The organism is Streptomyces sp. CNT372, from assembly GCF_000377145.1.
Genome location: NZ_KB897776.1, coordinates 538703 through 551591 on the forward strand (window position 1 = coordinate 538703; position 12889 = coordinate 551591).

14 protein-coding genes are annotated in these 12889 nt (G+C 71.9%); 7 read left to right on the forward strand and 7 right to left on the reverse strand.

Going from position 1 to position 12889, the window contains the following annotated elements; all coding sequences use genetic code 11:
- Nucleotides 1-83 precede the first annotated feature (83 nt).
- Nucleotides 84-335: a hypothetical protein gene (locus C593_RS0102265; RefSeq protein WP_018845686.1), complete on the forward strand. Its 252-nt coding sequence runs from the start codon at nt 84-86 to the stop codon at nt 333-335.
- Entirely contained in the window at nt 335-727 is a 393-nt protein-coding gene (locus C593_RS0102270) for a hypothetical protein (protein WP_018845687.1), read from the forward strand. Before C593_RS0102265 ends, C593_RS0102270 begins: the two co-directional genes overlap by 1 nt.
- Before the next feature lie 120 nt (nt 728-847).
- Here C593_RS0102270 and ychF read toward each other — a convergent pair whose 3' ends face one another.
- Nucleotides 848-1936: a redox-regulated ATPase YchF gene (gene ychF, locus C593_RS0102275; RefSeq protein ID WP_018845688.1), complete on the reverse strand. Its 1089-nt coding sequence runs from the start codon at nt 1934-1936 to the stop codon at nt 848-850.
- A 325-nt stretch (nt 1937-2261) separates the two neighbouring features.
- Between ychF and C593_RS0102280 the strand changes: the two genes are divergently transcribed.
- Nucleotides 2262-2795: a DUF6542 domain-containing protein gene (locus C593_RS0102280; protein WP_018845689.1), complete on the forward strand. Its 534-nt coding sequence runs from the start codon at nt 2262-2264 to the stop codon at nt 2793-2795.
- Between the two features lie 54 nt (nt 2796-2849).
- Here the strand turns inward: C593_RS0102280 and ppgK are convergent, their stop codons facing one another.
- A complete protein-coding gene (ppgK, locus tag C593_RS0102285; protein WP_018845690.1) occupies nt 2850-3590 on the reverse strand; it encodes a polyphosphate--glucose phosphotransferase in 741 nt (246 codons plus the stop codon).
- A gap of 245 nt (nt 3591-3835) precedes the next feature.
- Nucleotides 3836-4828 (reverse strand): 4-hydroxy-3-methylbut-2-enyl diphosphate reductase, encoded by a 993-nt coding sequence (locus C593_RS0102290; RefSeq protein ID WP_199789979.1) that lies wholly within the window; start codon nt 4826-4828, stop codon nt 3836-3838.
- A gap of 310 nt (nt 4829-5138) precedes the next feature.
- On the opposite strand from C593_RS0102290, the gene xseA reads away from it, so the two are divergent.
- The gene (xseA, locus tag C593_RS0102295) at nt 5139-6347 is read left to right on the forward strand and encodes an exodeoxyribonuclease VII large subunit (protein WP_018845692.1); all 1209 of its coding nucleotides are present in this window, start codon (nt 5139-5141) and stop codon (nt 6345-6347) included.
- 191 nt (nt 6348-6538) lie between these two features.
- Nucleotides 6539-6778 carry an exodeoxyribonuclease VII small subunit gene (locus C593_RS0102300; RefSeq protein WP_018845693.1) on the forward strand — a complete coding sequence of 80 codons (240 nt, stop codon included), beginning with the start codon at nt 6539-6541 and terminating at the stop codon, nt 6776-6778.
- A gap of 130 nt (nt 6779-6908) precedes the next feature.
- On the opposite strand, the gene C593_RS0102305 is transcribed toward C593_RS0102300, so the two are convergent.
- Both C593_RS0102305 and C593_RS0102310 read right to left on the reverse strand, forming a co-directional pair.
- Entirely contained in the window at nt 6909-7499 is a 591-nt protein-coding gene (locus C593_RS0102305; RefSeq protein WP_018845694.1) for a malonic semialdehyde reductase, read from the reverse strand.
- Between the two features lie 203 nt (nt 7500-7702).
- The gene (locus C593_RS0102310) at nt 7703-8269 is read right to left on the reverse strand and encodes a DUF4245 domain-containing protein (RefSeq protein WP_078521100.1); all 567 of its coding nucleotides are present in this window, start codon (nt 8267-8269) and stop codon (nt 7703-7705) included.
- Nucleotides 8270-8393: 124 nt separating this feature from the next.
- Here C593_RS0102310 and glpX point away from each other — a divergent pair, with 124 nt between their 5' ends.
- Nucleotides 8394-9425, forward strand: a complete 1032-nt coding sequence (glpX, locus tag C593_RS0102315) for a class II fructose-bisphosphatase (RefSeq protein WP_018845696.1) — start codon at nt 8394-8396, stop codon at nt 9423-9425.
- 206 nt (nt 9426-9631) lie between these two features.
- Here the strand turns inward: glpX and C593_RS0102320 are convergent, their stop codons facing one another.
- Together C593_RS0102320 and C593_RS0102325 are read right to left on the reverse strand one after the other, a co-directional pair.
- Nucleotides 9632-9997, reverse strand: a complete 366-nt coding sequence (locus C593_RS0102320) for a WhiB family transcriptional regulator (protein WP_018845697.1) — start codon at nt 9995-9997, stop codon at nt 9632-9634.
- A gap of 153 nt (nt 9998-10150) precedes the next feature.
- Nucleotides 10151-10825: a DUF1707 and DUF2154 domain-containing protein gene (locus tag C593_RS0102325; protein WP_018845698.1), complete on the reverse strand. Its 675-nt coding sequence runs from the start codon at nt 10823-10825 to the stop codon at nt 10151-10153.
- 284 nt (nt 10826-11109) lie between these two features.
- Here C593_RS0102325 and C593_RS0102330 point away from each other — a divergent pair, with 284 nt between their 5' ends.
- Nucleotides 11110-12780: a fumarate hydratase gene (locus tag C593_RS0102330; protein WP_026277277.1), complete on the forward strand. Its 1671-nt coding sequence runs from the start codon at nt 11110-11112 to the stop codon at nt 12778-12780.
- Nucleotides 12781-12889: the final 109 nt, after the last annotated feature.

A 12889-nucleotide genomic window follows, 5' to 3' on the forward strand; every position in this document is an offset into this window, starting at 1 on the left:
TTCGCAGCTCCCCTGCGGAGCAACCGAACCTCGGGGCGGTCATGCACACCCCCGGACTTACGACCACCGGTAGGATCAGCACCATGAGCGGTAGCAGGAAGTACTCGATCAGCCTGCCCGAGGATCTCGCCGAGGCCGTACGCGCCCATGTCGGACCCGGCGGTTTCTCCGCCTACGTCGCCGAGGCTCTCGAACAGCGGGTCGCCATGGACAAGCTCCGGGAGATCGTCGCCGACTTCGAGACCGACAACGAAGCCCTCACCCGCGAGGAGGTCGAGGCCGCCCGGGCGCTGCTGCGCCACGACCACCGACAGGCCGGCGGGGCCGCCGCCTGATGCCCGGAACGCTCCTGCTCGACAGCGAAGGACTCTCGAAGCTCTACCGCAAGGACCGCACCGTCGTGGCTCTGGTCCAAGCGGCATCGGAAGAGGGTGTCCGCGTCGCCACCAGCGCCATGACCACCCTCGAGGCCGACTACGAGCGCGTCCATCCCGCCCGCATCAAGTGGGTTCTCTCCCGCGTCGACGTTCACGACGTCACCAAAGAGGTCACCGACCAGGCCGCCGCGCTTCTGCGCGCCCATCACCTCCACGGCCACAAGTACGCCATCGATGCCGCCTTCGCCGCCATCGCCCGCAACGCACCCCGGCCGGTCACCGTCCTCACGTCCGACCCCGAGGACCTGACACTCCTGTGCGGCCCTTCCGTGGAAGTCGTCAAAGTCTGAGGCGGCCTGACGCCGGCCAGACCTGCCGCCGCCCCACGTCACAGGACAGGGACTCCACGCGGACAGACACCTGTGCCCGACCTGCCAACAGGCGGGTCGGGCACAGTTCTTGACGAGACGTCACACGTTGAAGCGGAACTCCACCACGTCCCCGTCCTGCATCACGTAGTCCTTGCCCTCCATGCGCGCCTTGCCCTGCGCGCGGGCCTCGGCCACGGAGCCGGTGGTTACGAGGTCGGGGAAGGAGATGACCTCGGCCTTGATGAAGCCCTTCTGGAAGTCGGTGTGGATCACACCGGCGGCCTCGGGGGCGGTGGCGCCCTTCTTGATCGTCCAGGCGCGGGATTCCTTGGGGCCGGCCGTCAGGTAGGTCTGGAGGCCGAGGGTGGCGAAGCCGACGCGGGCGAGGATGGCGAGGCCGGGCTCCTCCGCGCCGACGGACTGGAGGAGTTCCATCGCGTCCTCGTCGTCCAGCTCGGCGAGGTCCGCCTCCAGCTTGGCGTTGAGGAAGATCGCCTCGGCCGGGGCGACCAGGGCGCGCTGCTCGTCCTTGAAGGCGTCGTCGGTCAGCTCGTCCTCGTCCACGTTGAAGACGTAGAGGAACGGCTTGGTGGTGAGCAGGTGGAGGTCGTGCAGGAGCTCGGCCTTCTCTGAGCCCTGGACGATGCCCTGGGAGAAGAGGGTGTCGCCCCGCTCCAGGATCTCCTTCGCCGCCTCGACGGCCGCAACCTTCGGTGCCACGTCCTTCTTGATGCGCGCCTCCTTGGCCAGGCGCGGGAGGACCTTCTCGATGGTCTGGAGGTCGGCGAGGATCAGCTCGGTGTTGATCGTCTCGATGTCGTCCTTCGGCGAGACCTTGCCGTCGACGTGGACGACGTTCTCGTCCTTGAAGGCGCGGATGACCTGGCAGATCGCGTCGGACTCGCGGATGTTCGCCAGGAACTTGTTGCCCAGGCCCTCGCCCTCGCTCGCGCCGCGGACGATGCCGGCGATGTCGACGAAGTCGACGGTCGCGGGCAGGACCCGCTGGGAGGAGAAGATCTCGGCCAGTTTCGTCAGGCGGGTGTCGGGGACACCGACCACGCCCACGTTCGGCTCGATGGTGGCGAAGGGGTAGTTGGCCGCCAGGACGTCGTTCTTGGTCAGGGCGTTGAACAGGGTCGACTTGCCGACATTCGGCAGACCGACGATTCCGATCGTGAGCGACACGTTGGCGACTTCCTGAGTGGGTGGGTGGTGGGCCGATCCCCCAGTTTACGGGCGGCCCGCGGCGGCCGGTGACGGCAGCCGGGACCCTGCTCGGCCCGGCCCGGCCCGGTTCGGGGCCCGCTCGGCGAGGCGCGCGGTCGAACGCACGGCCAAGGTCGGCCAAAGGGCGTGTCTGGTACCTGTACGGCGGTGCCCGGAGACCTACGTTGTGGGGGTGGAGCAGCACAAGACTCGTCGTCCCGGGGCCGGGCAGCGCCCGCAGCGTACGCAACGGCCCGCCCAGGGGCCCCTTCCCGCGCGCGGGGCACTCGCGGACGGTCCCGCCGTGCCCGTGGTTCCGGCCCGCGCCCCCCGGCCCGCGAGCCCGGCGGTCGTCGCGCTGCGCCGGTTCCCGAACCCCCGGCTGACAGGACTGGGCGCCGGTCTCTTCGCCGCCGCCGTGATGCTGGTGCTGGGCTTCTTCGACTGGTTGCTGCTGGACGGCTCTGCCGCGGTGTACGGGGTGCTGTTTCTGCTGGTCAGCGCGCTGACCGCGTTCTGGGTACGAGAAGCGGACCTGGTGATGGCGCCGGTCATCGTGCCCATCGCCTTCACCGTCGGCATCGTGCCGATCTCCGGCGGCGAGGGCGGCATCGGCGGGCAGACCATGGCCGTGATCACCTCCCTCGCCGTACACGCGGGCTGGCTGTACGGGGGCACCCTGATCGCCGGACTGATCACCTGTGTGCGGAAGGTGCGGGCGATGGGACGGCGGCGGAAGGCAGCCGGGGCCGCGGCCAGGCCGGGTGGCTCACCCGGCGGCCGGCCCGGCGGCAGCGCGCAGGCCCGCCCAGCCCGCCGCCCGACGTCCCAGGGCTGAAAGGGAGGGCGGCCGGGCCCGGACCGGCGGGCTCCGCCCGGACCCGCCGAGCCCTCAGCGGCCGGCCGCCGCCATCGCCGCCCCCACGATCCCCGCGTTGTTCCGGAGCTCGGCCGGGACGATCTCCGCCCGGATGCCCTCGATCAGGGGCAGGAACTTCTCCGCCTTGCGGCTGACGCCGCCCCCGATGACGAACAGTTCGGGCGAGAACAGCATCTCCACGTGCGCGAGGTACTTGGTCACCCGCCGGGCCCAGTGCTCCCAGCTCAGGTCGTGGTCCTCCTTGGCCTTGGTGGAGGCCCGCTTCTCGGCGTCGTGGCCGTGGAGCTCCAGGTGGCCGAGTTCCGTGTTGGGCACCAGTCGGCCGTCGGTGAAGACCGCGCTGCCGATGCCGGTGCCGAAGGTGAGGACGATGACCGTGCCCTTGCGGCCGTGCCCGGCGCCGAAGGTCGTCTCGGCGACGCCCGCCGCGTCCGCGTCGTTCAGGATCGTCACGGGCAGGCCGCCGAGCCGGTCGCCCAGCAGCCGGGCCGCGTCCTTGCCGACCCAGCCCTTGTCCACGTTGGCCGCGGTGCGGGTGACCCCGTGGGTGACGACCCCGGGGAAGGTGATGCCGACCGGCCCGCTCCAGCCGAAGTGACCCACCACCTCGGCGACCCCGTCCGCGACGGCGTCCGGCGTCGCCGGGTGCGGGGTGAGGACCTTGTGGCGCGCCTCGGCCAGGTCGCCGCGTTCCAGATCCACGGGAGCGCCCTTGATCCCGGATCCGCCGATGTCCACTCCGAAGACGTTCATGGACCCAACGTTAGACCCAACGTTAGACCCAACGTGACGACCGGGAGCCGACCGTCACGGCGAGGACGGTCGGAGAGCCGGCCCCGGGGCGAACCGGAGAGCGGCCGGGGGCGGTCCGGGAGAACCACGGCCGGCCCCGGGAAACCGGAGACCGGCTCGGAGCGGTCCGGGAGAACCACGGCCACCTCCGGGCCGGTCCGGGAGAACCACGGCCGGCCCCGGGGCGAACCGGGCCGGCCCGCGCGTCACTGCCCCGAGAGCCTCGCCGCCTCCGCGCGCAGGTCGCGGCGGAGTTCCTTCGGGAGGGAGAAGGTGATGGACTCCTCGGCCGCCTTGACCAGTTCGACGTCCTCGTAACCGCGCTGGGAGAGCCACTCCAGCACGCCCTCCACGAGCACCTCCGGAACGGAGGCGCCCGAGGTCACGCCGACCGTGGAGACGCCCTCCAGCCATGCCTCGTCGATCTCCTCGGCGAAGTCGACCAGGTGGGCGTCCTTGGCGCCGGCGCCGAGGGCGACCTCGACCAGGCGGACGGAGTTGGAGGAGTTCTTGGAGCCGACGACGATCACGAGGTCCGCCTCGGCGCCCATCTGCTTCACCGCGATCTGGCGGTTCTGCGTGGCGTAGCAGATGTCGTCGCTGGGCGGGGAGATCAGACCGGGGAACTTGGTCTTCAGCGCGTCGACCGTCTCCATCGTCTCGTCGACCGAGAGCGTCGTCTGGGAGAGCCAGACGACCTTGTCCGGGTCGCGGACCTCGACGTTGGCCACGTCGTCCGGGCCGTCGACGAGGGTGATGTGCTCGGGGGCCTCGCCGGAGGTGCCGATGACCTCCTCGTGGCCCTCGTGGCCGATCAGGAGGATGTCGTAGTCCTCCTTGGCGAAGCGCACGGCCTCCTTGTGGACCTTGGTGACCAGCGGGCAGGTCGCGTCGATGGTGGCGAGCTTGCGCTCGGCGGCCTCCGCGTGGACGGTCGGGGCGACGCCGTGGGCCGAGAACATGACGATCGAGCCCTCGGGGACCTCCGCCGTCTCCTCGACGAAGATCGCGCCCTTCTTCTCCAGGGTCTGCACGACGTACTTGTTGTGGACGATCTCGTGGCGGACGTAGATGGGCGACCCGTACTGCTCCAGGGCCTTCTCCACGGCGATCACGGCGCGGTCGACTCCCGCGCAGTAGCCGCGGGGAGCGGCGAGGAGGACGCGTCGGGCGGTCGGCGCAGCAGTCATGCGTCCCATCGTAGGCCGTCCGGAGGGGGCGGGTGATCGGCGGCGCCCGACGCCGCGGACCGGCCCAGGACGGTAGTGCGTCACCGGCGCGCCGGTGACGCACGCGGGGCGGCCCGGGACCGTAGGGCGCCCGGCGCGGCGGTGAGGGCGGCGCGGGGCGGGGTGACGGGGAGCGCGGGCCCGGATCCGGGCGCGGGGTGACGGGGAGCGCGCGGGCCCGGAGCCGGGCGCGGGCGGCCGGGGCCCGGACAACGGGCCGGGGGCACGCGGCCGGGCCGGGACGCCGGGATTGTCACAGGCGGCCGATACGCTCCCCCGTATGGCTCTCAACACGTCCGCGGAGACGCCCCTGCCCGTCGGCGAGGTGTCCCGCCTCATCGGCGGGTGGATCGACCGCCTCGGCTCGGTGTGGGTGGAGGGGCAGATCACCCAGCTCTCGCGGCGCCCGGGCGCGGGTGTCGTGTTCCTGACCCTGCGGGACCCCTCGTACGACATCTCGGTGGGCGTCACCTGCTTCCGGCAGGTCTTCGACGCGGTCGCCGATGTGGTCGCGGAGGGGGCGCGGGTCGTGGTGCTCGCCAAGCCGGAGTGGTACGCGCCCCGGGGCCAGCTCTCGCTGCGCGCGGCGGAGATACGGCCGGTCGGCATCGGTGAACTGCTGGTGCGGCTTGAGCAGTTGAAGCGGGCGCTGGGCGCGGAGGGCCTGTTCGCCGCCGACCGGAAGCGGGCGCTCCCGTTCCTGCCGCACCGGGTGGGCCTGGTGTGCGGGCGCGCCTCGGCCGCTGAGCGGGACGTCCTGGAGAACGCGCGCCGGCGCTGGCCCCAGGTCCGCTTCGAAGTGCGGAACGTCGCCGTCCAGGGTGTGCACGCCGTGACACAGGTGGTCCAGGCGGTGAAGGAGCTGGACGACCACCCGGACGTGGACGTGATCATCGTGGCCCGGGGCGGCGGCAGCGTCGAGGATCTGCTGCCGTTCTCGGACGAGCAGCTGGTGCGGGCCGTGGCCGGCTGCTCGACGCCGGTCGTCTCGGCCATCGGCCACGAGCCGGACGCGCCCCTGCTCGACCTGGTGGCGGACCTGCGGGCGTCGACCCCGACGGACGCGGCGAAGAAGGTCGTCCCGGACGTCGGCGAGGAGCTCGAGCGGGTGGGCATGCTGCGGGACCGGGCGCTGCGCACGGTGCGGGGGCTGCTGGACCGCGAGGAGCGCGGGCTCGCGCACGCGCTGGCCCGGCCGTGCATGGAGCACCCGCAGCGGATGGTGGAGCAGCGCGAGGACGAGGTGGACGCTCTGCTGGCGCGGGGCCGCCGGGTCTTCGGCCACCTGCTGGACCGGGCCGACTCGGAGCTGGCGCACACCTCCGCCCGGGTCCTCTCCCTCTCCCCCGCGGCCACCATGGCGCGGGGTTACGCGGTGCTCCAGCGGGCGGACGGAGCCGTGGTGCGCTCCCCGGAGGAGGTCGCGGCGGGGGACGGGCTGCGGGCCCGGGTCGCCGACGGCGAGTTCGCGGTCCGGGTGGAGGAGTGAGCGCCTGGCGGACGGCGCGGACGGCGCGGACGGCGCGGACGGCGCGGACGGCGCGGACGGCGCGGACGGCGCGGACGGCGCGGACACGGCGGACACGGCGGACAAGCGGGACGCCAGGGAGCTCGGGGGCATCAGGCTCGCCGGGCACATCGGACGCATCGGGCCCAGCAGGCTCGGAATAGGGTGATCGCATGGCTGCCAGGACGGAAGAGGACGCGCTCGGCTACGAGCAGGCACGGGACGAGCTGATCGAGGTCGTGCGCCGGCTGGAGGCGGGCGGGACCACGCTGGAGGAGTCGCTCGCCCTGTGGGAGCGCGGCGAGGAGCTGGCCAAGGTCTGCCGGCGCCGGCTGGAGGGCGCCCGGGCGCGTCTGGACGCGGCGCTGGCGGAGTCCGCGTCGGCGGAGGGCGCGTCGGCGGACGGCGAGTAGCGGTCGGGAACCGGAACCGGAATCGCCTGCGTGCAGCGAAGGCCGCCGCCTCGGGATGACCGGGACGGCGGCCTTCGCCGTGCCATGAGAGTGCGGGCGCGAACGCCCCGCGCGGCGGCCGGGGCGCGCCTCAGACCGTCGTGACGACCTCGTCGTACGCGAGCCGCGGGGAGCGCGGGAACCAGGCGTCCTCGCCGGGGCGGCCGATGTTGACGACCATCAGCGGGGTGTGGTCGTCGTCGAGGAACTCCTTCTGGATGCCCGCGGCGTCGTAGCCGGTCATCGGGCCGGCGGCGAGGCCGGCGGCGCGGACGCCGACGATGAAGTAGGCGGCCTGGAGGGCGGCGTTGAGCAGGGCGGCCGACTCACGGGCCGGGCGCTCGCTGAAGAACATGTCCTTGGCCTGCGGGAAGTGCGGCAGCAGGGCCGGCAGCTCCTCGTGGAACTCGTTGTCGGCGGCCAGGATCGCGACGAGCGGGGCGGTGCGGGTCTTGGGCTGGTTGCCCTCGGCCATGTGCGCGACCAGGCGCTCGCGGGCCTCCTCGCTGCGGACGAGCACGATGCGCAGCGGGGTCTGGTTGAAGGCGGTCGGGCCGTACTTGACCAGGTCGTAGATCGCCTGGACCTGCTCGTCGGTCACCGGCTCGTCGGTGAAGGTGTTCGCGGTACGGGCCTCGCGGAACAGCAGGTCCTGCGCGGTGGGGTCAAGAACGAGGGACATGGGAACCTTCCCGGGGGCGAATAATGGGCCAACCAACTAACAGGCTCCACGGTAGCGCATTAGATTAAAGTTCAACAAAAATGAGGGCGCACGTGACCCGACTCACACAGTCCGATACGGGGGTGAGCCGGGCCGTGCGCCCTTCGGCGGGCTGCGCCTACGACGCGAGGGGGCGGTGGACTACCAACGCGAGGGGCGGCGGTCTACGACGCGGAAGGGGCCGCGGACGGCTTCTCGCCGCGCTCGGCGACCAGCGCGCCGGCCATCTCGGCGAGCCGGTCCTCGGAGGCCGTGCCCAGGACGACCGTGGTCGCACCGTCGGCGGTCAGCACCAGGGCGTCGTACTTCGGGCCCTCCCAGCGCTGCCAGGTCCGCTCACCGACCGTGCGGGTCTCCTTGGTGGGGCGCGCCTCGCGGGTCACCTCGCGGATGTACTTGTCGCGGGGCTCGGCCGAGGACTGCTTGACGGCCACGTACTGGCGGTCCGGGTCCAGGAAACCGAGGTGCCACGCGTGGGCTTCCGCGCCGTCGAACCGCACCGAGGTGGCCTTCCAGCCGGCGCCCAGCCCCTCGGGGGCCGCGACCGGGTACGGGGCGGCGCGGCGAGCCGTCAGGAGCTCGACGCGGTAGTCCTGCTCCTTGATCGGGTCCGCGTTCTCGTCGTGCGGGACCAGCATGTAGATACCGGCCACGACGATGCCGATGACCGCCATCGACTGGAACATGCCGCGGATTGTCTGTCTGCCTCGATTGCCTGCCACGCCATCCATCGTCGCATCCGGGGTCCGTGCTCAAACGTGGCCCCCTCTGCTCAGTTTGTCGATGTACCGATAGAGTCGGCACCACCCTCTCTTTACCTACGGCCGTCGCGTCGTACAGAAAGGTGCGCTCCCGATGACCGAGCATCAGCTGCCGTCCCCACTGGAGGTCTCGCCCGAGGCCCCCGACCGCAACCTCGCCCTCGAGCTCGTCCGGGTCACCGAGGCCGCCGCCATGGCCGCCGGCCGCTGGGTCGGCCGCGGCGAGAAGAACGGCGCCGACGGCGCCGCCGTCAAAGCCATGCGGACCCTCGTCTCGACCGTCTCGATGAACGGCGTCGTCGTGATCGGCGAGGGCGAGAAGGACGAGGCGCCGATGCTGTTCAACGGCGAGCGCATCGGCGACGGCACCGGCGCCGAGTGCGACATCGCCGTGGACCCCATCGACGGCACCACGCTGACGGCCAAGGGCATGCCGAACGCCATCGCCGTGCTGGCCGCCGCCGACCGCGGGACCATGTTCGACCCCTCCGCGGTCTTCTACATGGACAAGCTCGTCACCGGCCCCGAGGCCGCCGACTTCGTCGACATCAACGCCCCGGTCTCGGTGAACATCCGCCGCGTCGCCCGGGCGAAGAACTCCTCCCCCGACGACGTCACCGTGGTCATCCTGGACCGCCCGCGCCACGAGGGCATCGTCAAGGAGATCCGCGAGACGGGCGCCCGGATCAAATTCATCTCGGACGGCGACGTCGCGGGCTCGATCATGGCTGTCAAGGAGGGCACCGGCGTCGACCTGCTGCTCGGCATCGGCGGTACGCCCGAGGGCATCATCTCGGCCTGCGCGATCAAGTGCCTGGGCGGTGTGATCCAGGGCAAGTTGTGGCCGAAGGACGACGAGGAGCGGCAGCGCGCGATCGACGCCGGGCACGACCTCGACCGGGTGCTGTCCACCGACGACCTGGTCAGCGGCGAGAACGTCTTCTTCGTGGCCACCGGCATCACCGACGGCGAGCTGCTGCGCGGGGTGCGCTACCGGGCGGAGACGGCGACCACGCAGTCCCTGGTGATGCGGTCCAAGTCGGGCACCATCCGCCAGATCGACTCGACCCACCGGCTCTCCAAGCTGCGCGCGTACAGCCAGATCGACTTCGACCGCGCGCAGTAGGCACGCCGGCCGCGAGTGCGTCGCGGCGAGCGCGCACGCGAGAGGCGCCCCTGTGCGGAGGGGCGCCTCTCGCGTTGCGTACGACCGACCGTGGTGCGGGGTGTGCGCCGTGCCGCCGGTGCCGCGCGTGTCCTGCCCGAACCGCGCAGCGAAACCAGAGGCTCGGTCCGCGCGCCGGGACCGGGGCCCGGACCGCGCGACGCGCCTCAGGCCGCGGACGCGGGCTTGGTGACCTCCGTCTCGCGCCGGCGCCGCCGGGCCAGCACCACCCGCCGCTCGGCCGCGGTGAGTCCGCCCCAGACGCCGTACGGCTCGGGCTGGAGCAGGGCGTGCTCCCGGCACTCGATCATCACGGGACAGCGGGCGCAGACCCGCTTGGCCGCCTCCTCGCGGGACAGCCGCGCGGCCGTGGGCTCCTTCGACGGCGCGAAGAACAGCCCCGCCTCGTCGCGGCGGCAGGCCGCCTCCGCGTGCCAGGGCCCGGCCTCGTCGTCCCGGGTGGGGACGCGCTGGCGGGGGACGGCGGCTACCTGCGCGGCTACCTGCAGGGACTGAGGCGGCAGTTGCAGCACGGTCTACTCCTGACGACGAATTCGCGAGCGAGAGACGATGCAGCAGTCCCTACCCGCTGTGCGCACGCCTATGCACTGAGTGGCACGCCGCCGGGAGGCGCGGAATCACGCGCAACCGCGCACGGCGTGAAATCCCCCGCACGCGCCGGGTGTTCAGCCCAGGTGTTTGCGCAGGCGGCCGTGGAGGTCGGAGATCCTGCGCCCCCGCCTGGGCTTCGCCTCGACGCTGCCGAAAACCGAGTACCCGTTGACGACCACGACCGGAGCCTCCGGGTCCTCGGCCTCCAGGGTCACCACCTCGAAGCTGCCGAAGACGCCCGTGCCGCTCCCCCGCAGGGTGATGTTCTCCGGGACGCGGATCTCCACGCTGCCGAAGATCGACGTCGCGTTGATGACGCTGAGGCGCTGGCGGAACAGCGCCTGGGTCAGGTCGATCTCGACGCTGCCGAAGAGGGAGAAGGCGTTGGTGCGGCGGCCGACGCGCCAGCGGCCCTTGCGGGTGGAGCCGGAGAAGACGGCGACCAGGTTCTCCGCGGGGGCGGTGTCGTCCCCGTCCTCGGCGCGGGCGGCCGCGGAGGACGGGTGCCCCGTCGCGGGCAGATCCCGCACCAGGGGCTCCAGTTCACCCATGGTCTTGGCGCGGTAGACCGCGTCGATCCGCTCGGCGTGCTCCTCGGCGTCCAGCCGGCCCTCCGCGAGGGCGTCCCGCAGGATGTCCGCGACGCGGTCCCGGTCGGCGTCGGACGCGCGCAGGGCCTGCTCGGCGTCGGCGGGGACGGCAGGGCCGGCGGGGACGGCCGGCTTCTGGGAGTGCTTCTCGAGGTCCACGGAGCCAGCGTAGCGAAACGCGATAGATCGCGACCAGGGGTGGCACACGGCGCGGCGCGGAACCGGGCAGGGGCCGGCGCCGGGGCGGCGACAGGGACCAGCAGGGGGAGCCGGGCCGGGACCGGGACGGATGCCCGGCCGGGACGGTGGGCCGGAGCCCGGCCGGGACCGGGGCGGCGGCAAGTGAGCCTTACCTCACAAGGTCCGGCTCCGGGGCTCGCCCTACCCTGGATGGCGCTGCCAACGGAGGCACACCGCTGTCTGTGAAGTGAGGAATGGGCGACATGCCGGAGTTCGCGTATACGGATCTGCTCCCGCTGGGCGAGGACACCACCCCGTACCGGCTGGTGACCTCCGAGGGTGTCTCCACCTTCGAGGCCGACGGGCGCACCTTCCTCAAGGTCGAGCCGGAGGCCCTGCGTACCCTCGCGGCCGAGGCGATCAAGGACATCCAGCACTTCCTCCGCCCCGCGCACCTCGCCCAGCTCCGCCGGATCATCGACGACCCCGAGGCGTCGTCCAACGACAAGTTCGTCGCGCTCGACCTGCTGAAGAACGCGAACATCGCGGCGGCCGGGGTGCTGCCCATGTGCCAGGACACCGGCACCGCGATCGTCATGGGCAAGCGCGGCCAGAACGTCCTCACCTCCGGCGGGGACGAGGAGGCGCTCTCCCGGGGCATCTACGACGCCTACACCGAGCTGAACCTGCGCTACTCGCAGATGGCGCCGCTGACCATGTGGGAGGAGAAGAACACCGGCTCCAACCTGCCCGCGCAGATCGAGCTGTACGCGACCGACGGCGGCGCGTACAAGTTCCTCTTCATGGCGAAGGGCGGCGGTTCGGCGAACAAGTCCTTCCTCTACCAGGAGACCAAGGCCGTCCTCAACGAGGCGAGCATGATGAGGTTCCTGGAGGAGAAGATCCGCTCCCTGGGCACCGCCGCGTGCCCGCCGTACCACCTGGCGATCGTGGTGGGCGGCACCTCCGCCGAGTTCGCGCTGAAGACCGCGAAGTACGCCTCCGCGCACTACCTGGACGAGCTGCCCTCCGAGGGCTCCGAGCTGGGGCACGGCTTCCGGGACGAGGAACTGGAGAAGAAGGTCTTCGAGCTGACCCAGAAGATCGGCATCGGCGCGCAGTTCGGCGGCAAGTACTTCTGCCACGACGTGCGCGTGGTCCGGCTGCCGCGCCACGGCGCGTCCCTGCCGGTGGCCATCGCGGTCTCCTGCTCCGCCGACCGCCAGGCGGTCGCGAAGATCACGGCGGAGGGCGTCTTCCTGGAGCAGCTGGAGAAGGACCCGGCGCGCTTCCTGCCCGACACCACGGACGAGCAGCTCGCGGAGGAGGGCGAGGTCGTGCGGATCGACCTCAACCGGCCGATGGACGAGATGCTGGCGGAGCTGACCAAGTACCCGGTCAAGACCCGGCTCTCGCTGACCGGCCCGCTGGTCGTCGCGCGCGACATCGCGCACGCGAAGATCAAGGAGCGGCTGGACGCGGGTGAGGACATGCCGCAGTACCTGAAGGACCACCCGGTCTACTACGCGGGCCCGGCGAAGACGCCGGAGGGCTACGCGTCGGGGTCCTTCGGGCCGACGACGGCGGGCCGGATGGACTCCTACGTGGAGCAGTTCCAGGCGGCGGGCGGCTCGAAGATCATGCTGGCGAAGGGCAACCGCTCCCGGCAGGTGACGGACGCGTGCGGGGCGCACGGCGGCTTCTACCTGGGCTCGATCGGCGGCCCGGCGGCCCGGCTGGCGCAGGACTGCATCAAGAAGGTCGAGGTCGTCGAGTACGAGGAGCTCGGCATGGAGGCGGTCTGGCGGATCGAGGTGGAGGACTTCCCGGCGTTCATCGTGGTGGACGACAAGGGGAACGACTTCTTCACTTCACCGGAACCCGAGCAGCCGACCTTCACGGCGATTCCGGTACGGGGGCCGGGGCTGGGCTGACACCCCGGGCGCCGGAGGGCTCGTCGGCCCGTCCGGCGACCGGGCCACCGCGCGGAGCGTGGTGCCCGGGTACGGCGGGTGCACCGCCGTACCCGGGGCTCCGCCCCCG